The organism is Mesorhizobium sp. B2-1-3A (assembly GCF_006442655.1).
In the GTDB taxonomy this organism is placed as follows: domain Bacteria; phylum Pseudomonadota; class Alphaproteobacteria; order Rhizobiales; family Rhizobiaceae; genus Mesorhizobium.
Genome location: NZ_VFWK01000003.1, coordinates 615,986 through 634,840, shown reverse-complemented (window position 1 = coordinate 634,840; position 18,855 = coordinate 615,986). Strand labels below are relative to the sequence as shown.

The 18,855-nt window shown below is 63.9% G+C and carries 18 protein-coding genes; 6 read left to right on the top strand and 12 right to left on the bottom strand.

The genetic code is table 11. The features are described 5' to 3' along the window. The first annotated feature begins 6 nt into the window (after positions 1–6). Both FJ977_RS14365 and FJ977_RS14360 read left to right on the top strand, forming a co-directional pair. Positions 7–921 carry an ABC transporter permease subunit gene (locus FJ977_RS14365; protein ID WP_140772325.1) on the top strand — a complete coding sequence of 305 codons (915 nt, stop codon included), beginning with the start codon at positions 7–9 and terminating at the stop codon, positions 919–921. Positions 922–933: 12 nt separating this feature from the next. Continuing rightward, the gene (locus FJ977_RS14360; protein ID WP_140772323.1) at positions 934–2,031 is read left to right on the top strand and encodes a sn-glycerol-3-phosphate import ATP-binding protein UgpC; all 1,098 of its coding nucleotides are present in this window, start codon (positions 934–936) and stop codon (positions 2,029–2,031) included. A 100-nt stretch (positions 2,032–2,131) separates the two neighbouring features. Here FJ977_RS14360 and FJ977_RS14355 read toward each other — a convergent pair whose 3' ends face one another. The 5 genes from FJ977_RS14355 to FJ977_RS14335 all read right to left on the bottom strand — a co-directional run bounded on the left by FJ977_RS14355 (position 2,132) and on the right by FJ977_RS14335 (position 8,502). Then, entirely contained in the window at positions 2,132–3,214 is a 1,083-nt protein-coding gene (locus FJ977_RS14355) for an ABC transporter ATP-binding protein (RefSeq protein WP_140772321.1), read from the bottom strand. Then, positions 3,211–4,749 carry an iron ABC transporter permease gene (locus FJ977_RS14350; RefSeq protein WP_246683111.1) on the bottom strand — a complete coding sequence of 513 codons (1,539 nt, stop codon included), beginning with the start codon at positions 4,747–4,749 and terminating at the stop codon, positions 3,211–3,213. Before FJ977_RS14350 ends, FJ977_RS14355 begins: the two co-directional genes overlap by 4 nt. 216 nt (positions 4,750–4,965) lie before the next feature. Further along, complete coding sequence (locus FJ977_RS14345; protein WP_140772317.1) at positions 4,966–5,973, bottom strand: iron ABC transporter substrate-binding protein; 1,008 nt, start codon at positions 5,971–5,973, stop codon at positions 4,966–4,968. A 120-nt stretch (positions 5,974–6,093) separates the two neighbouring features. Then, positions 6,094–7,446: a hypothetical protein gene (locus tag FJ977_RS14340; RefSeq protein ID WP_140772315.1), complete on the bottom strand. Its 1,353-nt coding sequence runs from the start codon at positions 7,444–7,446 to the stop codon at positions 6,094–6,096. A 9-nt stretch (positions 7,447–7,455) separates the two neighbouring features. Next, the gene (locus FJ977_RS14335) at positions 7,456–8,502 is read right to left on the bottom strand and encodes a hypothetical protein (protein ID WP_140772313.1); all 1,047 of its coding nucleotides are present in this window, start codon (positions 8,500–8,502) and stop codon (positions 7,456–7,458) included. Positions 8,503–8,947: 445 nt separating this feature from the next. Between FJ977_RS14335 and FJ977_RS14330 the strand changes: the two genes are divergently transcribed. The 3 genes from FJ977_RS14330 (at position 8,948) to FJ977_RS14320 (ending at position 12,278) form a co-directional block, all read left to right on the top strand. Further along, positions 8,948–9,499 carry a sigma-70 family RNA polymerase sigma factor gene (locus FJ977_RS14330; RefSeq protein ID WP_140772311.1) on the top strand — a complete coding sequence of 184 codons (552 nt, stop codon included), beginning with the start codon at positions 8,948–8,950 and terminating at the stop codon, positions 9,497–9,499. A gap of 1 nt (position 9,500) precedes the next feature. Beyond that, positions 9,501–10,139, top strand: a complete 639-nt coding sequence (locus FJ977_RS14325; RefSeq protein WP_140772309.1) for an NrsF family protein — start codon at positions 9,501–9,503, stop codon at positions 10,137–10,139. Positions 10,140–10,301: 162 nt separating this feature from the next. Further along, complete coding sequence (locus FJ977_RS14320; RefSeq protein WP_246683084.1) at positions 10,302–12,278, top strand: PAS domain S-box protein; 1,977 nt, start codon at positions 10,302–10,304, stop codon at positions 12,276–12,278. 144 nt (positions 12,279–12,422) lie between these two features. On the opposite strand, the gene FJ977_RS14315 is transcribed toward FJ977_RS14320, so the two are convergent. From FJ977_RS14315 to FJ977_RS14285, 7 genes are all read right to left on the bottom strand, one after another. Beyond that, a complete protein-coding gene (locus FJ977_RS14315) occupies positions 12,423–13,301 on the bottom strand; it encodes a 3-hydroxybutyryl-CoA dehydrogenase (protein ID WP_013892834.1) in 879 nt (292 codons plus the stop codon). A gap of 116 nt (positions 13,302–13,417) precedes the next feature. Beyond that, positions 13,418–14,347: an electron transfer flavoprotein subunit alpha/FixB family protein gene (locus FJ977_RS14310; RefSeq protein WP_140772305.1), complete on the bottom strand. Its 930-nt coding sequence runs from the start codon at positions 14,345–14,347 to the stop codon at positions 13,418–13,420. A 20-nt stretch (positions 14,348–14,367) separates the two neighbouring features. Then, positions 14,368–15,117, bottom strand: a complete 750-nt coding sequence (locus FJ977_RS14305; protein ID WP_056576157.1) for an electron transfer flavoprotein subunit beta/FixA family protein — start codon at positions 15,115–15,117, stop codon at positions 14,368–14,370. A gap of 234 nt (positions 15,118–15,351) precedes the next feature. Next, complete coding sequence (locus FJ977_RS14300; protein ID WP_140772304.1) at positions 15,352–16,152, bottom strand: rhomboid family intramembrane serine protease; 801 nt, start codon at positions 16,150–16,152, stop codon at positions 15,352–15,354. Between the two features lie 31 nt (positions 16,153–16,183). Beyond that, entirely contained in the window at positions 16,184–16,765 is a 582-nt protein-coding gene (locus FJ977_RS14295; protein WP_140772302.1) for a cob(I)yrinic acid a,c-diamide adenosyltransferase, read from the bottom strand. A gap of 19 nt (positions 16,766–16,784) precedes the next feature. Beyond that, positions 16,785–16,976 carry a twin transmembrane helix small protein gene (locus FJ977_RS14290; RefSeq protein ID WP_027031242.1) on the bottom strand — a complete coding sequence of 64 codons (192 nt, stop codon included), beginning with the start codon at positions 16,974–16,976 and terminating at the stop codon, positions 16,785–16,787. A 26-nt stretch (positions 16,977–17,002) separates the two neighbouring features. Further along, the gene (locus tag FJ977_RS14285; RefSeq protein WP_140772300.1) at positions 17,003–17,869 is read right to left on the bottom strand and encodes an SDR family oxidoreductase; all 867 of its coding nucleotides are present in this window, start codon (positions 17,867–17,869) and stop codon (positions 17,003–17,005) included. Between the two features lie 59 nt (positions 17,870–17,928). Between FJ977_RS14285 and FJ977_RS14280 the strand changes: the two genes are divergently transcribed. Continuing rightward, positions 17,929–18,780, top strand: a complete 852-nt coding sequence (locus tag FJ977_RS14280; protein ID WP_140772298.1) for a YihY/virulence factor BrkB family protein — start codon at positions 17,929–17,931, stop codon at positions 18,778–18,780. Positions 18,781–18,855 lie beyond the last annotated feature (75 nt).

The following is an 18,855-nucleotide window of genomic DNA, read 5'->3' as shown; positions in this document are numbered from 1 at the left end:
ATCGCCATGGTCGAGCGCACTCCGTTCCTCAATTTCTTCACGCACCTGATCCTGTTCATCGGCTTCGTATTCTGCATCGCGCCGTTCGCGGTCGTTGCGATCGCCGCGTCGCACAATCTCCGGGATGTCAACGATGTGCCGATGTCGCTGCTGCCGGGCAGCGACTTCTGGGTCAATATCAAGACCGCCTGGACGACGGCGGACCTCGGCCCCAAGCTGCTCAACAGCTTCATCATGGCGGCGGGTGTCGCCGCCGGCAAAGTGATCATCTCGGCGCTCACCGCCTTCTCGATCGTCTACTTCCGCTATCCCGGGCGCACCTTCATCTTCTGGCTGATCTTCGTGACGTTGATGCTGCCGCTGGAGGTGCGCATCGTGCCGACCTACGCGGTCGTTGCCAATGTGCTGTCGCCCTATCAGGCCATTCTGGACGTGACCGGCCTGAGCTGGCTGATCGAGAAGGTGTCGGGCGTGCAGGTCTCGCTCAGCCTCGGGCTGCTCAATTCCTATACCGGGCTGATCATGCCGCTGATCGCCACGGCCACCGGCACGTTTCTCTACCGGCAGTTCTTCCTGACGGTGCCGGATGAGCTGACAGAGGCGGCGCGCATGGACGGCGCCGGGGCGCTGCGGTTCTTCATCGATATCCTGTTGCCGCTGTCGCGCAACAACATGGCGGCACTTGGCACCATCATGTTCCTGTGGGCCTGGAACCAGTATCTGTGGCCGCTGCTGATCACCACCGACCAGTCGCACGCGACGGCGGTCACCGAGCTCAAGCAACTGATCCCCAATGTCGGCGGCATTCCGGAATGGAACATCGCCATGGCGGGGACGCTGATCGTCATGCTGCCGCCGCTGATCGTCGTGGTGCTGATGCAGCGCTGGTTCGTGCGCGGTCTGATCGCCACCGAGAAATAAGAGGAGACAAGAATGGCCTCCATCGCAATACGCGGCGTCAAGAAGAACTACGCCAAGACGCAGGTCGTGCACGGTGTCGACCTCGACTTCGCCTCGGGCGAATTCGTCGTGATCCTCGGACCGTCCGGCTGCGGCAAGTCCACGCTGCTGCGCATGATCGCGGGGCTGGAAGAGATCTCCGATGGCGAGATCGCGATCGACGGTACTGTCGTCAACAAGCTGGAACCACGCGAGCGCGGCTGCGCCATGGTGTTCCAGAACTACGCGCTCTATCCGCATATGAGCGTGGCCCAGAACATCGGCTATTCGCTCAAGGTCGCGGGCGTGCCCTCGGCCGAGCGCACGCAGCGGATCCAGGCGGTCGCCCGCACTTTGGAGCTTGAACATCTGCTCGACCGCAAGCCGATGGCGCTTTCCGGCGGCCAGCGTCAGCGCGTCGCCATGGGCCGCGCGATGATCCGCGAACCGAAGGTGTTCCTGTTCGACGAACCGCTGTCCAATCTCGACGCCAAGCTGCGCGTGCAGATGCGTTCGGAAATCCGCAAGCTGCATCGCCGCCTGAACGCCACCTCCGTCTTCGTCACCCACGATCAGGTCGAGGCGATGACGCTCGCCGACCGGCTGGTGGTGATGAATGGCGGACGTGTCGAACAGGTCGGCACACCCGGTGAAATCTACACCCGCCCGGCCAGCCGCTTCGTCGCCACCTTTGTCGGCGCGCCGGCGATGAACATTCTGGAAGGCACGGTCGAACTCGACGGGCTGTCACTGCTCGGCGGCCGGCGCCTGGCGATCGCTCGCGCCGGCCTGCCGGTCGGCACGAATGTGGCGATGGGCATCCGGCCGGAAGCGGTCCGGCTGGTTGCACCGGGCACGGCCGGCGCGCTCGACGCCACCGTCGACCTGGTCGAGGAACTGGGCGCGGGGCGGGTGATCTATGTCGATCTCGACGGCGCGCCGTTTTCGGTGATGACGTCGGAGGCGGTCCATCCCGAGCCCGGCAGTGCCGTCGGCTTGAAGATCTTGCCCGAGGATATGCATTTCTTCTCGTCGGAGACGGGAAGCCGCCTCGATGTCTTCAAGGTGTCCGTGCCCGAGCCGGCGATTTGATTTTCAGGCTTCCTTGAGCAGTGGCCGATCTGTTCAGCCGATACCGGCGAACGCATCGCCGCCTGAACTGTCCATTGCGCGCCGGCAGTGCCGTCGTCCCTCAAGCGAACACATGCGCCTTTCCCGACACGGTGAGCCGCACGATTTCGCCGACCGCCGGCGCGTCCATGCCGGATTTGCGCAGGATCAGCGGCGTGTTGCCTATCGCGGCGGCGTCCGGCGGATCGGCGTTGTTCAGGAGACGCACCGCGATCGTGCATGTCGCGCCGGCGAATTCCGAGTCCGTCACCTCGCCGAACAACATGTCCGGCGTGCCTGACATGCCTTCGCGCGATGTCCGTTTCAGCCCGATCTGCTCCGGCCGCAGCATGATGCGGGCGACATCGCGGCTGTCCGACGTGTCGACGGCGATGCGGCCCAGCGGCGAGTTGGCGAAGCCGCCCGAGATGCTCGCCGGCAGGATGATGGCATCGCCGAGGAATTCCGCGATCATCCGGTCCTTCGGCTTGAGGTAGAGATCGCGCGGCGTGCCGACCTGCGAGAATATGCCGTCGCGCATCACCGCCACCTGGCTGGCGAAGGACAACGCCTCGGCCTGGTCGTGCGTCACCAGGATGGTGGTGATGCCGGCCGCCCCCAGAAGCTCGGCCACTGCCTTGCGCATCGAGGCGCGCAGACCGGTGTCGAGTGCCGAGAACGGCTCGTCGAGCAGCATCAGCCGCGGCTTCATCGCCATGGCGCGGGCCAACGCCACGCGCTGCTGCTGGCCGCCTGAGAGTTCGTGCGGGCGGCGCTTGAGGATCGCCTTGTCCAGCCCCACGATATAAGCGAGCTCGACGATGCGCTCGGCGCGCTTGTCCTCGCCCCGGTCCATGCCGAAACCGATATTGTCCGATATGGTCAGATGCGGGAACAGGGCGCCGTCCTGCGCCACCACGCCGATGCCGCGGCGATGGGCCGGGACAGCGGCGCCGCCATTGGCCAGCATCTTGCCGTCGAGCATGATACGGCCCTGATCCGGTGCCTCGAAGCCCGCGATCAGCCGCAGCAAGGTCGTCTTGCCGCAGCCGGACGGGCCGACGATCGCGGTCCGGCTGCCGCTGGCGACATTGAGGTCGATGCCGGCAAGGGCCGCGACCGGGCCGTAATGCTTTTTCAGGCCACTGATTTCGAGAAAGCTCATCGTCCCGCCATCCGTTTCGACTGGACATAGAGCAGCCATGTCAGCGGCAGAGACATCGCCACCATGATGAAGGCGTAAGGTGCCGCCGAGGCGTAATCGATCTCGCCGCTGTAGGACCAGAACGCCATCGCCAGCGTGCGGGTGCCGTTTGGCGCCAGCATCTGGGTCGCGGTCAGTTCGTTCATGATGCCGAGCGCCACCAGCGCCATGCCGGCCGCGGCACCGGGCGCCGACAGGCGGATGGTCGTCGACCACAGCGCGTTGAGCGGCGGCCTGCCGAGGCTGGAAGCGGCGCGCTCGAGCTCGACCGGGGCCTGGGCGATCGAGGCGCGCAGGCTGACCAGGGCACGCGGCAGGAACATGAGGGCATAGGCGACCAGGATGGTGAACAGCGTCTGATAGAGCGGCAGGGCGATACGCACGGTGATGGTAACCAGCGCCAGCGCGATGACGACACCCGGTAGCGAGCCGACGATGTAGTTGCAACCCTCCAGCAGGCGCTGCAACGGTCCCGGCGCGCGGATCGAGATCCAGGCCATCGGCATGGCGGCGACGGTGGCAAGCAAGGCCCCGGCAATCGACAGGAACAGCGTCTGGCCAAGCGCCAGGCCGATCTCATCGAGACGCCAGACCTCGGCGCCGCCGGCGATGAGCCAGCGGCCGATGGTCACGAACGGCACGCCAAGCGCCAGCAGCGTGGTGACGGCAAGCAAGGCCAGGCTCGGGATGGTGGCGCGGCCGAGGCTCGTGCGTTGCTGGTAGCGCGCCGCGCCGGAGCCGACGCGGGCGTAGCGCTCTTCTCCGCGCACCAGCACTTCGAGGCCCAGAAGCACGAAGCAGCAGGTCACCAGGACGCCGGCCAGCATGTTGGCGGCCGGTCCGTTGAAGGTCGACTGGAACTGGTCGACGATCGCCGTGGTGAAGGTATCGAAGCGGATGAAGACGTAGAGGCCATATTCGGCCAGCAGATGCAGTCCGACCAGCAGCGAGCCGCCGCAGATGGCGAGCCTGAGTTGCGGCACCACGACACGCCAGAACACGCGCCAGGGCCCAAGGCCAAGGGCCGAGGCCGCGTCCTCCAGGGCAGGGTCGAGGCGGCGCAGCGCCGCCGATACGGGCAGATACAGGAAGGGGAAATAGGCGATCACGGACACCAGCACGCCGGCCCACAGGCCGTGCAGACCGGGCACCATGGTGATCCAGGCATAGGAGTGCACGAAAGCCGGAATGGCGAGCGGCGCCACGCACAGCCAGGCCCAAAGCCTGGCGCCAGGCAGGTCGCTGCGCTCGGTCAGCCAGGCCAGCGCGACGGACAGCACGATGGCGATCGGCACGGCCAGCAGGACCAGCAGGGTGGTGTTGACCAACAGTTCGCCGACGCGCGGCCGGAAGACCAGCGCCGAAACGGTTTCCCAGCCCGTCTGCACCGCGGTCCAGATGATGAAGGCGAGCGGCAGAAGGGAGAGCAGCGAGACGAAAACAGCGGCGGTGACAAGCCAGGGTGCCACCCGCCTTCGCGCCTTTCGGCGCATCATCGGCGGCAAGCCAGCGCGCGCGAGATCGACCGCGGGCTGCATCAGCTCAGACACCCCACGGTTGCGGCGCGGTGGCGGCAATAAAGGGGCTATGATCGCGGTCAGGAACGCAGCGTGTCGTCATCGACGAATGCCATCTCGAAAACAAAACGCTCCCGCGGAAGGCGAATTCCCGCGGGAGCTCGGTCGGTTTGTCCTTATTAGGACGAACAGCAACTAAAGCAAGCCGGCTGCCGTCATCAGGTCGGTGACCTTCTTGGAGTTCAGCGTCGCGGCGTCGACCTTCGGCGCCTGCAGATCGGCCAGCGGCACCAGCTTAGGATTGGATTCGGCGCCCTTGCCGACCGCGTATTCGAAGGAGGTTCCGTTCTTCAGCACATCCTGGCCGCCCTTGGCCGTCACCCACTTCAGGAAAGCCTGGGCTTCCTTAGGATGCTTGCTCGAGGCGAGCACGCCGCCACCGGAGACCGAGACGAAAGCGCCCGGATCCTGGTTCTTGAAATAGTGCAGCGCGACGTTCTTGCTGTTCTCGCCGGTCTTGGCCTGATCGCCAAAGTAGTAATAGTGGTAGATCACGCCGCCTTCGATCTCGCCGGCGTTGACCGCCTTCATCACGGTGCTGTTGCCCTTGTAGGCAGTGAAGTTCTCCTTCATCGCCTTCAGCCAGTCCGCCGTGGCGGCCTCACCCTTGAGCTGCAGCAGCGCACTGACGATGGCCTGGAAATCGGCGCCTGAGGGCGAGGCCGCCCAGCGGCCCTTCCAGCTCGGGTCGGCAAGATCGAGCAGCGACTTGGGCAACTGGTCGGCCTTGAGCTTGGTGGTGTTGTAGGCAAAGACGGTGCTGCGCGCGGCCACGCCCACCCATTTGCCGCTGCTCGCCTGATAGTCCTGCGGCACCTGAGCCAGCGTGTCGGCGTCGACCGGCGCGAACAGGCCGGCGCTCTCCACCAGCGCCATGGCTGGCGAGTTTTCGGTGAGGAACACGTCGGCGGGCGAGGCGGCACCCTCGGCGACGATCTGGTTGGAGAAGTCGCTGTCGCCGCCATTGCGCAGCGTGACCTTGATGCCGGTTTCCTTGGTGAAACCTTCGGCCCATTCCTTGGCCAGGCTTTCATGCTGGGCGTTATAGACGATGATGCCTGTATCCTCGGCCATCGCCGGACCGGCAGCCAGGCTGATTGCAAATGCGGCGACACCGGCAAGGGCAAGAAGGGGGGATTTCATAAGGTACTCCTCGGGTTGTCCGCGCTGCGGATGCGACCGAGTATCAATTCATGAATGCACTAGTCAAGATTGAATTCCGTTCATCACCGTTTTGCGCTTCGCGACATCGATGACGACATCTCACCCGATATGTGGCCCGGGTGGCCGTGGCTCCGGGATACAGCCGTCGATCATGGGATGAATCGTCCAGCGCTGGTCCAGTCCCTGCTGTGTCCGCCTGGTCTCGGGATCGAACGCGTCATTCAGCATGGCGCACCAGGTTCTGCGCAAATTCTCACAGCGTGTCTTGAACGCCGCGCTGCCGAGTCCGTCGCGCATATCCTGAGCGGTGAGGTCCGTGGCCTCGCCCGGAGGCTTGGGCGGGATCGCGCCCGTGTCGGGAAAGTCCGGATTCCATTGAAGATAGTGCGTTGCGTCGACACCGGCCGCGGCATCGAACTTGACTACCGCCATCAGGGGATGGAATTCATGCCACCCCTTGTGATAGCCGTCATAGACATGCTCGCCAAGGACGGCGACATGATCGCCCATCCTGATGGGCCCGAGCGCCTTGTCGCCGACATTGGCGTCCTCGACATTGCCGGGGTTCCAGTTGAACAGCCCATCCAGGACCGGTTTGACTGCACCGAAGTAGGATGCCGCTCCGCCGATGGCGCCACCAATGGCCCCTCCGAGCAATCCTCCGAGGAACGAGCCGATGGCGCATCCCAGCGCACCCAGGAAAAACGATCCTATGGCGCAACCGACAGCCGCGCCGACACTTGCGCCGGCGGCGGCCGCGGCCGCGGTCACGACCAGGGCCGCCGTCAGCAGGATAACGATGGCCGGCGCCCACTGGCGCATCTTGATCCAGAAGTCGCCCTCGGCCTCGCAGTGCAGGCCCCAGCGTGCATGGTCGTCGGCGGGCGCATAGCCCAGATCCGTCTTCAGGTCATCGCGTGGGAACAGCAATTCGTGGCCCTGGAAGCCGTCATTGAGAATATCGTTCGCTGGATGGGCAGTGACCTTGGCGGCAAATTCCGGCACGACATTGCCATTGGCATCGTAGCGATTGGCGGCGGCAAGAGCCGCCTGGTTGGTTTCGGCGTTGAGGATCTCGGCCGTCGGATGCGGCATGAGGATGACGTCGAAATACTGGTCATTGTCGAAGGCGCCGAGATCGCTGCGGAACGGATTGTAGGACACGATGCCGACGGCGCATTTCGGATTGTCCTTGTCGAGGCAGACCAGGCGATGGTTGAGCCATTCCCCGGCGGCCTTGTCGATCGTTGCCGTGGCCGAAGAGAGGAACGCGATGGCGGCGGCAAGGGCCGCGCCAACCGGCCCGAGCAGCAAGCCGAAGGCGGCCGCCAGCCCGGTGATGACGATGATCTGCAGCGCCTGGCCGGCGAGGAAGGCCAGCCGGTCGTCCTCATTGTAGGGCTTGCCGCCGGCGGGATAGAGAAAGCAGCTCGTATAGTGCTTGTAGGCCATCGGAGCGCCTCAGCCTTTCGTCGCCGTCAGCGTGACGCCGCCGGTCATGGTGCGCGACCCGCTCTCGCCGATCGTGAAGACGTGGACGTTGAAGGTCTTCGTGCCGCGGAAGGCGGCGTCCTTCGGTTCGATCTCGACAGCAACCTCGACCTCCTGGCGCGGCTGCAGGGAAAGCGCGTCCGGAACGATCCTGACCGACCAGTCATCCGGGACTGGAAACCGGCCATAGGCCTGTTCTTCCAAGGCTCTCGCCCAGCGCGCCTTGCTCTCGGCCAGGCGTGGCAACGGCGTGTCGCCCCGGCCTTGGCCGTGTGGCGCTTCCGGGACACATGGCCGCAGTTTCGGCAGTCCGTAGCAGTCCGCCTCGATCTGGAAGCGGCGGGCGACCGAAGCTTCGTTGCGGACGGTGAAGGCGAACTTTGCCGGAGACTGCATCTGGGCGATGTTGACGTTCTTCTGGCCAAGATTGTTGTTGGGGTTGGCGTCATCGCCCCAGGAGAGCTGTGCCTGGAGGCAGTAATGGCCGCCAATGGCCGGCGTGGTCCAACTGAACTCCGCATAGGCAGGGCAGTCGATCGTGCCCTTGGCGCCGAGATTGACGGCAGTGCTGGCTATCGGATGAGAAACCGTTTGTGCGCCGAAGGAGAGATAGGACAGCGCCACCCCCACTCCGACCGCCGGGGCATCATAGGACCCGTTCCAGACACGAACGCGGACGCGATATCGATGGGCGGGCTGAAGTGGCCCGGTGACCAGTGCGGCGCCGTCGAAAATGTCGATATCGGGATTGTCCCAGGTAACGGCGAGCCCCTGCGCCATAAGGTAATATTGGGCGTAGAGAAGCGGATCGGCGCGTTTGTAGATATCGGGCGGCAGCTGGATACAGCAATCGTTCTGTGCCGGCTTCGGCAGCGGCTGACCCTTGACCAGGCGGCAAAGCAGCATGCGTATCGTAGCAAACAGCACCTTAAGTCCGGCCGCGAGACGCTTCCAGAAATCGGCGGCGAACAACAAAAGGACTGCAATTCGAACGTGGTTGACCAGAGACCCTGCCATATCATGCTTCCCGCGCTGAGAGGACGCAAAGGCGATGCTCTTCTGGCGGAGGTATCTCCGCCAGCTGTCTAAAATGCTACTTTTTCGGTGATCTCTGTCTTCTATAGAAGTAGATCGCGGCGATAAGGACTATGACCGCAATGACAATGCTGCCTTCGAAAGTTCCCGAGCCATTGTCGGGAGAAAATCCAAAAATGCGTTCTATGAAATCCATCTTGGCCTCCCTCCGATCTTTTCACGCTATAGTAGAGCTTACGTTGCGTCAACGAAGGGTTTGACCGCGCTGTTTCTCACCCAAGGCGGCCGGGAGCCTGGGAATGCCGCATGGAATTTCGTGGGCTGCCGAGCAAACTTTCGTGACTTGCCCGTAGTTTGGCTTGGACATTATTTCGCCGGCCACGTAACAAATCTGCGCCGAGGCGCGAAAATCGGGGAGTGAACTCTTGTGAGCGGCAAGGACGAGGCCGAGCTTTCCCGGCTGTTGCGGGCCGCGATCGCGGGAGATGAAAAGGCCTATGCCGACTTTCTCCACCGGATTGCCGCGCTGGTCCGCGGTTTTGTGAGGCGCAAGATCGTGCAGGGCGGGGTCGATCCCGAGGATGTCGTGCAGGAAACCTTGCTGGCCATTCATGTGAAACGGCATACCTGGCGACAGGACGCACCGGTCCTGCCCTGGGTCTATGCGATCGCCCGCTTCAAGCTGATCGACGCGTTCCGGCGGCGCGGTCGGCGCATCGAGATCGATGTCGACGATATCGCCGAGACCTTCGCCGAGCCGGAAACCGAAACCGTCAGTGAGCGCGACATCAACCGGGCCCTGGATGGGTTGCCCCCGGCACAGCGTTCCGTGGTCTCGGCCGTATCGGTGGAGGGCCGCTCGATCGGCGAGACGGCTACGAAATTCGGCATCAGCGAGACAGCGGTGCGTGTGTCGCTGCATCGCGGGCTTGCCGCCATAGCCAAGCGATTTGGGCAAGGGCGATTTGGGCGGGAATGACATGAGGACCGAGGATCTCATCAAGGCGCTCGACGCCGACGCAAGCAGCAAGGCGATGCCATTGCGCTCGGCCTGGTGGCTGGCTGCCGGTGCGGCCATTGTCATCGCGGCCGTCGTTTTCCTGCTGACGATCGGCCCGCGCCCCGACTTCATGGTGGCCGCACATACGATGCGCTTCCTGTCGAAATTCGTTTTCACCATCGTGCTGGCCGTCAGCGCTTTCGCCCTGATCCGCGCTTTGTCGACGCCGGGCGCCTCGACAGGTCGGGCGATGGCTGGGATGTTGGCCGCGCCGCTGCTGGTGGTCGTGGCGGTGGTTCTGGAGCTCTTCATGGTGCCGGAGGCGTTGTGGGGCACGCGCATGGTCGGTTCCAACATGATGATCTGCATGAGCTTCATTCCGCTGATCGGCATTGGCCCGCTGGCGATCTTCCTGTGGATGCTGCGCTACGGCGCGCCGACGCGGCCGGTGCTTGCCGGCGCTGTCGCGGGGCTGCTTGCCGGCGGACTGGCGGCGACCTTCTACGCAGCGCACTGTTTCGACGATTCGCCGCTTTTCGTCGCCACCTGGTACACGATCGCGATCGCTGTGCTCGCCTTGCTTGGCGCGCTTGGCGGGCGGTTCTTCGTGCGCTGGTAGCAGGATACCTGCGACCTCCCTCGCGCATACCGATCCTTAATCATGCCGGCAATTGTTTGCCGGTTGTCCATGTCGCCAGTGCCCCGGGGCAACCTTTCCTTAAAATCGATCCTTCAGGGTTTTAACGGAAAAAAGCGATTGCCCACGGGGGTGGTACGGATCGTGACTTTGCGAGGAATGATCGGGCCGGGACCCTACAAGCATGCAGCGCTGGCGCTGCTTGTGGCCGGTTTTGGCGTGGTGTCGGTCTCGCTTGTGCTGTCCAGGCTGGACCTTGGCGCGGAAGCGCTCAGACTTTGTCTTCAAGTATCGGTAGCTGTGACAGTCTGCGCGCTTTTCTTCGCCTACCTTTTCATCGGTCGCATCTCTGAAGATCGACGACAGATGGCGGAGGGAGAGCAGCGCTTTCGCCGGGCCATGCAGGATTCGGTGATCGGCATCGCCATTGTCGGGCTTGACGGGCGCATTCTCGAAACCAATCCGGCCTTCGCCACCATGCTTGGCTACAGCCGCGACGAGATCGAGGCGCTGACCTTCTTCCAGATCACGCATCCCGACGATCTGCAGATCGGACGCGAAACGATGGACCGTCTGAAAGCAGGGACTGCCCATGCGTTTCACTTCGAGAAGCGCTATCTGCGCAAGGACGGCACGCCGGTCTGGGCGCATCTTGCCGGCTCCGTCATTCGTGACGAGAAAAGCGGTCGCCCGCTCTATCTCGTCTCGCAGATCGAGGACATCGATGCGCGCAAGCAGGCCGAGGCGCGCATCGCCGAGGCTGAGACGCGCTGGAATTTCGCGCTCGCCGGCGCCGGTCAGGGCGTGTGGGACCTCGACATGCGCAAGGGCGGCGCAACCTATTCCTCGACCTGGGTCAAGATGCTGGGGTTCGATGAGGGTGAGCTTGATGGCGATCCCGACCGCTGGCTGACCATGATCCATCCCGACGACCGCGAGACCGTCGCCGAAGCGGATCGTGCCCACCTTGACGGCAAGACGCCATTCTTCGAAGCCGAGTTCAGGATGCGCCACAAGGACGGCCGCTGGATCTGGATACTCGACCGCGGCAAGGCCATCGAGCGCGACGAGGAAGGGCGTCTGATCAGGGCCATCGGCAGCTTGACCGACATCACCCGGCGCAAGGAGATCGAGGAGCGCCTGACCGTGTCGGCGGCAATGCTGGCCGATGAGAAAGAGCGGCTGCGGGTGACGCTGCAGTCGATCGGCGATGCCGTCATCTGCACCGATGCGGCGAACCGCGTCACCTTCATGAACCCGGTTGCCGAGAAGCTGACCGGCGTTTCCGGCGAGGCGGCTCTCGGCAAGACGCTCGGCCATGTCTATTGGGCGGTCGACGAGGAGACGGGTCACAGGATCGGCGTGACGCGGCCGGCGATCGGCGGGGAGGCTCCCTCCGACCAGAACAGCCGCGCCGTGTTGGTCCGCCGCGACAACACACGCTGCAGCATCCGCCAGGTCGTGTCGCCAATCATGAACGAGCGCAACGAATTCTGCGGGCTGGTCATCGTCTTCCAGGACTTCACCGATGCGCGCGCGCTGCAGCGTCAGCTTGCCCACGCCGCGGCACATGACGCATTGACCGGCCTTGCCAATCGCTCGAGCTTCATCCGGACGATGGAGGAACTGGTCGAGCAGTCACGCAAGGACGGCACGGCTGGGGGCGGCCATCAGTTCATGTTCATCGACCTCGACCATTTCAAGCTGGTCAACGACACGGGCGGTCACGCCGCCGGAGACGCCTTGCTGAAGCGGGTCGCCGAGGCCGTGCGCGGCGTGCTTGGTCCCGAGGACATCGTCGCGCGCCTGGGCGGCGACGAATTCGCCGTCATCCTGAAATCGGGTTCGACCGCCGGTGCCAGGATCGCGGCGCGCTCCATCATCGATGCGATAGCCGGTCTGAACTTCACCTGGGATGGCCGGTCTCACGCGATCGGCGCCAGTATCGGGCTGGCGGCGATCAATCCCGATTGCGGCGAAGCCGATGAGATCATCGCAAGGGCCGACGCCGCCTGCTATGCGGCCAAGGCCGCCGGCCGCGGATGCGTCTGCGTGGCGCCGGACGGCAGTATCACCGACCACGGGTCAGAAGAGCCCAAGCCCCTCGCCGCGGCGTCGTGAGCGGCGGCCGGCGGAAACGTTAGAACGCTTCACCGTTTCAAGGAAACGGCGAACCACTCCAACTCCTTGTTTTGACACAATTCCCTTGGGAAAGCGCTACGCGCCTTTCCCGGGAAAACCGCTCACACTTTTCCTGGAATTGCTCTAGCGCGTCGGAACGGGATGCTCGCCGCGATAGTCGTAGAAGCCACGCCCGGTCTTGCGGCCGAGCCAGCCCGCCTCGACATATTTGACCAGCAGCGGGCAGGGGCGGTACTTCGAATCCGACAGGCCGTCATGCAGCACCTGCATGATCGACAAGCAGGTGTCGAGGCCGATGAAATCGGCCAGCTGCAGCGGTCCCATCGGATGGTTGGCGCCGAGCCGCATTGCGGTGTCGATGGCGTCGACCGAGCCGACACCCTCATAGAGCGTGTAGATCGCCTCGTTGATCATCGGCAGCAGGATGCGGTTGACGATGAAGGCCGGGAAGTCCTCCGAGACCGTGATCGTCTTGTCGAGCTGCTTCACATAGGTCTTCGCCGCCTCGAAGGTCTGGTCCTCGGTGGCGATGCCGCGCACCAGCTCGACCAGCTTCATCAGCGGCACCGGGTTCATGAAGTGTATGCCGATGAAACGCTCCGGCCGGTCGGTCTGCGCGGCAAGCCGGGTGATCGAGATCGACGAGGTGTTGGTCGCCAGTATGGCTTCGGGATTGAGCTGCGGACAGAGCTGCGCGTAGATCTTGCGCTTGACGGTCTCGTCCTCGGTTGCCGCCTCGATCACCAGATCGGCGCCGGCGAGATCCGCCATCGCCGGTGCCGAGGCAATGCGCGCCATTGCCTGGTTGCGCAGCTTCTCGTCGAGCTTGCCGGAGCCCACCTGGCGGGCCATGTTGCCGCTGATGGTGGCGATGCCCTTCTCGATGCGGTCGGGCGATATATCGTAGATCAGCACCTTGTAGCCCGAAAGCGCGGAGACATGGGCGATACCCCCACCCATCTGGCCCGCGCCGATGATGCCGATCGTCTCGATCTTGCTCATTACACCGATCCCGTCAAAAGGCCTTTGCAGCCTGCTTTTTGTGCGGTGCAAACTAAAAGGGCGGCACGACTTCGTCTACCCCACCCCAAGCATTTAATACGCTTTGCCAGAGAGCGTCAAAGCGCCTTCTGCAACTCCGGCAGAATGACGAAGAGGTCGCCGACGAGGCCATAGTCGGCAACCTGGAAGATCGGGGCCTCCTCGTCCTTGTTGATGGCGACGATGACCTTGGAATCCTTCATGCCGGCGAGGTGCTGGATGGCGCCGGAGATGCCGACCGCGATGTAGAGATCGGGAGCGACGACCTTGCCGGTCTGGCCGACCTGCCAGTCGTTCGGCGCATAGCCGGCATCGACGGCGGCGCGGGACGCGCCGACCGCGGCCCCGAGCTTGTCGGCGACCGGCAGGATGACCTCCTGGAACTTCTCCGACGAGCCGAGAGCACGGCCGCCCGAAATGATGATCTTGGCAGAGGTCAGTTCCGGACGATCGGTCTCCGACAGCTTGTTCTCGACGAAGGAGGACAGGCCTGGATTGGCGGCCGCCTTGACGGTCTCGACAGCGGCGGAGCCGCCCTCGGGCGCCGCCTGGAAGGAGGCGGTGCGCACGGTGATGACCTTCTTGGCGTCGGTCGACTGCACCGTCTGGATGGCGTTGCCGGCGTAGATCGGACGCTTGAAGGTGTCGGGCGAGACCACTTCGATGATCTCGGACACCTGCGCGACGTCGAGCAGCGCCGCGACGCGCGGCGCGACGTTCTTGCCCGACGAGGTCGCCGGCGCGATGATGGTGTCGTAGCCGCCAGCCAGCGACACGACGAGGGCCGCCGTCGGTTCGGCGAGGCGCTCGGCGAGTTCGTCGGCTTCGGCGAGCAGCACCTTGCTCACGCCCTTCAATTTGGCGGCAGCGTCGGCAGCGCCCTTGGCGCCCTTGCCGGCCACCAGCACATGCACGTCCGAACCGATCTGCAGGGCCGCCGACAGCGCCTTGGCGGTCTGGTCGGAAAGGGTGGCGTTGTCGTGTTCCGCGATGAGGAGAATTGCCATTTTATCTGTTCCTTCCGATCTCAGAGCACGCCGGCTTCATTCTTGAGCTTGTCGACCAGTTCGGCGACGCTCTTGACCTTGACGCCTGCCTTGCGGCCGCCCGGCTCCTCGGTCTTGATGACCTTGAGGCGCGGCTTGACGTCGGCGCCGTAGTCGGCCGGCGATTTCTCGTCGAGCTGCTTCTTCTTGGCCTTCATGATGTTGGGCAGCGAGGCGTAGCGCGGCTGGTTGAGGCGAAGGTCGGCGGTGACGATCGCCGGCATCTTCAGTTCCACCGTCTGCAGGCCGCCATCGACTTCGCGCGTCACCTTGGCCTTGTCGCCGTCGAGCACGAGCTTGGAGGCGAAGGTGCCTTGCGCCCAGCCGAGCAGTGCCGCCAGCATCTGGCCGGTCTGGTTGGAATCGTCGTCGATCGCCTGCTTGCCGAGGATGACGAGGCCGGGCTGTTCGGCCTCGACTACGCCCTTCAGCACCTTGGCGACGCCGAGCGGCTCGGTCTGCTCGTCGGTCTTGACCAGGATGGCGCGGTCGGCGCCCATGGCGAGCGCGGTGCGGAGCGTTTCCTGCGCCTGCTGCGGGCCGATCGAGACGACGATGATCTCCTCGGCCTTGCCGGCTTCCTTCAGCCGGATCGCCTCTTCCACCGCGATCTCGTCGAACGGGTTCATCGCCATCTTGACGTTGGCGAGTTCAACCGCCGAACCATCAGCCTTCACGCGAACCTTGACGTTCGCATCCACAACCCGCTTCACGGGCACAAGGATCTTCATTTGCCTGTCACCTCTTCACGCTAGTTGGGCGCGCTATAACAGCCTGCGCCCTTTCTGAGTTGTCGAAAGCCGACATTCCTGACTGAATTCCGGCCAGACGGAATTCCGGCCGGATGGAAATTCTGGTCTTTGCCCGTCTTTGACTGCTCCTTAACAGCCTTGGGCTCGGACGGAGACGTTTCCGTAGTTGGGGCAACCCTTGACGTCAATACGCTGAAAGCGGCTCAAATCGGTTCAGTTCGGGCCAGAAGGGTTTCCCCGGCCCCAGCGCGCCGTGGTGGCGGGCGGTTCGGGCGCCGCTGGCTGAGCCGCGACCGGCGGCTGGTCGGGAGTGGGAGCCACGGTGTCCTCGTCCGCGCCGGCAAAAAGCGGCACGCCGCGGCTGCGCAGGACAAGCACCAGCACCGCGCCTGCAATGATGCCGCCGATGTGGCAGGCCCAGGAAATCTGATCCTCGCCACCAGCGGCGAACATGAAGACCTGGAACAGCACCCACAGGATCAGCGGGATGAAGGCCGGAATGCGCAGCGGTATGCGGGCAAAGGCAAGCACCCAGACCTTCACCCGGGGATAGAGGATCAGGTAGGCGACGACCACGCCGGCAATGGCGCCGGAGGCGCCGATCAGCGGCACCTGCGAGTCCCAGGCGACGAAGCTCTGGAAGGCGGCGCCGGCGACGGCGCACAGGAGATAGAAGATGAGGTAGCGGATGTGGCCGAGGGCATCCTCGACATTGTCGCCGAACACCCACAGGAACAGCATGTTGCCGCCAAGGTGGAAGATGTCGGCATGCAGGAAGGAATAGGTGAGGTAGCTCAGGCTTTCGGGGATGATCACAAAGCGAGGGTCGAGTTCGGCCGTGTCATGGACGACGGACGGGATGAAGCCGAGGCCAAGCACGGCGGCGTTGGTGAAGTTCTCCCCGCCGAGCGCGGTGGCGCAATAGACCAGCGCGTTGACCACGATCAGGCCGATCGTCACATACTGAAGGCGGATGTGGCGCAGCCTGTTGGTGTCGTAAAGCGGGATGAACATGCGTGTCTGGCCCCTCCCGCTTTCGGTCCGTTCAGCGGTTCTTGCCGGGAACCCATAGCACGTCGGCATTTCCATTGTCATTGACCGCCCGGGCGGCGACAAACAGGAAGTCCGAGACGCGGTTGATGTATTTCAGCCCGTCGCGGTTGACATGCTCGGCCGGATCCTGAGCCAGCGCCACCATCAGCCGTTCGGCCCGCCGTGCCACGGTGCGGGCAAGATGCAGGGCAGCGGCGGCCGGCGTGCCGCCGTTGAGCACGAAGGATTTGAGCGGCTGCAGATCCTTGTTGAGGAGGTCGATGTCCTTCTCGACCCGGTCGGTCTGCACGGGCGTGATCCGCAAAGGCTCATAGCCCAGCGGCTTGCCGTCGTCGGGTACGGCAAGGTCGGCACCGAGGTCGAACAGATCGTTCTGGATGCGCGAAAGCATGGCATCGATCGCCGGGTGGCTGGCTGCCGTGTGGACACGGGCAATGCCGATGCAGGCATTGGCCTCGTCAACCGTGCCGTAGGCATCCACCCGCAGGTCGGATTTCAGCCGCCGCTCGCCAGTACCGAGTCCTGTCGTGCCGTCATCACCGGTGCGGGTGTAGATCTTGTTGAGCTTGACCACATCGCCTCCCGAACGGTCCTCATTTGCGGGTGAAATACACCGCCAGCAGGATCAGCACCAGCGCCACGGCCTGCAGCATCACGCGTGCCTGCATCAGCTTGTTCGAGGTAACGCCGGAACCGCCGCGCATCATGTTGATGAGGCCCCGGATCAGCACGATCACCACGGCGGCCATGACCAGAATGGCGAGGATATTGAAGACGGTTGCCATTGTTGCGTTTCCAGTTGTTTTCGCGTTCAGGCGCGTTTGGCCATCAGGCGGTAGAGCATCGATGCCGGCAGGATGCGCTTGAATGCAGCGCCGATCCTGGCCGGCACTGTTACCACATAGTGCGGGCGCGGGCGCCGCGACAGAAGTGCATGGCGCAGAACCTTGTGGACCACTTCCGGCCCAGGCTTCAGCGCCGATTGGCTGCCGCCGGCCCGCAGCCGCTCCAACTGCGCGGTATAGTCCGCACTGTGCACGGAATTCTCGATATCGATGTTTTTCACGAACCAGGGCAGGCCGTTGCTGGCGATCTTCGATTTCACCGGCCCCGGTTCGATGAGCGAAACATGGATGCCGCTGCCTTCCAGTTCCTGGCGCTGGCAGAGCATCAGCGCCTCGAGCGCATGTTTCGACGCCGAATAGGCGCCGCGAAAGCGCACCGGCACGAGGCCGAGTATCGACGAGCAATGGACAATGCGGCCGTGACCCTGGCGGCGCATCACCGGGACCAGACGGCGGGTCAGATCGTGCCAGCCGAAGAAATTGACCTCGAACTGCTCCTTGAGCGCGGCCACCGACAGGTCCTCGACCGCACCGGCCTGCGCGTAGGCGCCATTGTTGAACAAGGCGTCGACCCGGCCGCCGGTGCGTTCGAGAACTGAAGTCACCAGGACGGCGATAGAATCCGGTTCGCCGTAGTCGAGGTAAAAAGCCTCGATGCCGTCCGCTTCGAGGGCGGCGATGTCTTGCTGCTTGCGCGCCGTCGCGAACACCCGCCAGCCCTCTGCCTTCAACGCTCGGGCGCAATAGGCGCCTATCCCTGAAGACGCGCCGGTGACGATGACGGTGCGCAACTCCGCCGCTGGAGAATTCGTGGTTTGACGAAGGGTTGCCATTTGCCGCATTCACTTCCCATATTCGCGGCGTCTAGACAATCGAAGGGGAGCGCGCGTTTTTGCTGCGGAATATTGTCGCCCTGCGCCGCGTGCTCTACGACGCTCTCGGCCATTTCAACACCGATGACGGCTGGGCCATGGCCAGCCATCTGGCGATCACTTCGCTGATGGCGCTGTTTCCGTTCCTGATTTTCGCCACGACGCTGGGCAGCTTCCTTGGCGCCGAGGCCTTTGCCGACACGGCCGTGCACCTGGTCTTCGACACCTGGCCCGATCAGATCGCCAAGCCGATCGCGCATGAGGTGCTGAACGTGCTGACCGTCCGGCGCAGCGACCTGTTGACCTATGGCGTGCTGCTCGCCGCCTACTTTGCCTCGAACGGCATCGAGGCGCTGCGCACGTCGCTCAACCGGGCCTATCGCGTCACGGAGACGCGCGGCATCATCTACCGTCGTGTGCAGAGCATCTTCTTCGTGCTGATCGCCACCGCAGGGTTCCTGGCGATCAGCGTGCTGCTGGTGTTCGCGCCGCTGCTGGCGCGGCTGGCGGAAGCCCATTTCCAGTGGATCAAACCCTATACCGGCACGATCACGCTATGGCGTTACGTCATTGCCTCAGCCGTCATCATCGGCGGGCTGTTTGCCGTGCATTACTGGCTGCCGGCCGGCAAGCGCCGCTTCGTCTCGCTGGTGCCGGGCATCGTCTTCACGCTGGCGGCGTGGCTGATCGGCTCGACGATGTTCGCCACTTATCTCGACCATTTCTCGTCCTATGTGACGACCTATGCCGGGCTGGCCTCGATCATGATCGCCGTGGTCTTTCTCTACATCGTCTCGGCGATCTTCATCCTTGGCGGCGAGCTCAATGCCGCGATCAGCCGCTATCTGGAGGCGCGGGCCCGGGTGGGATGAGTCGGTAGCGGTAGGGGAACTGAAGAGCAGGGGAACTGAGGAACTAAAGAACTGGGGAATTGAAGAAGCAGTACA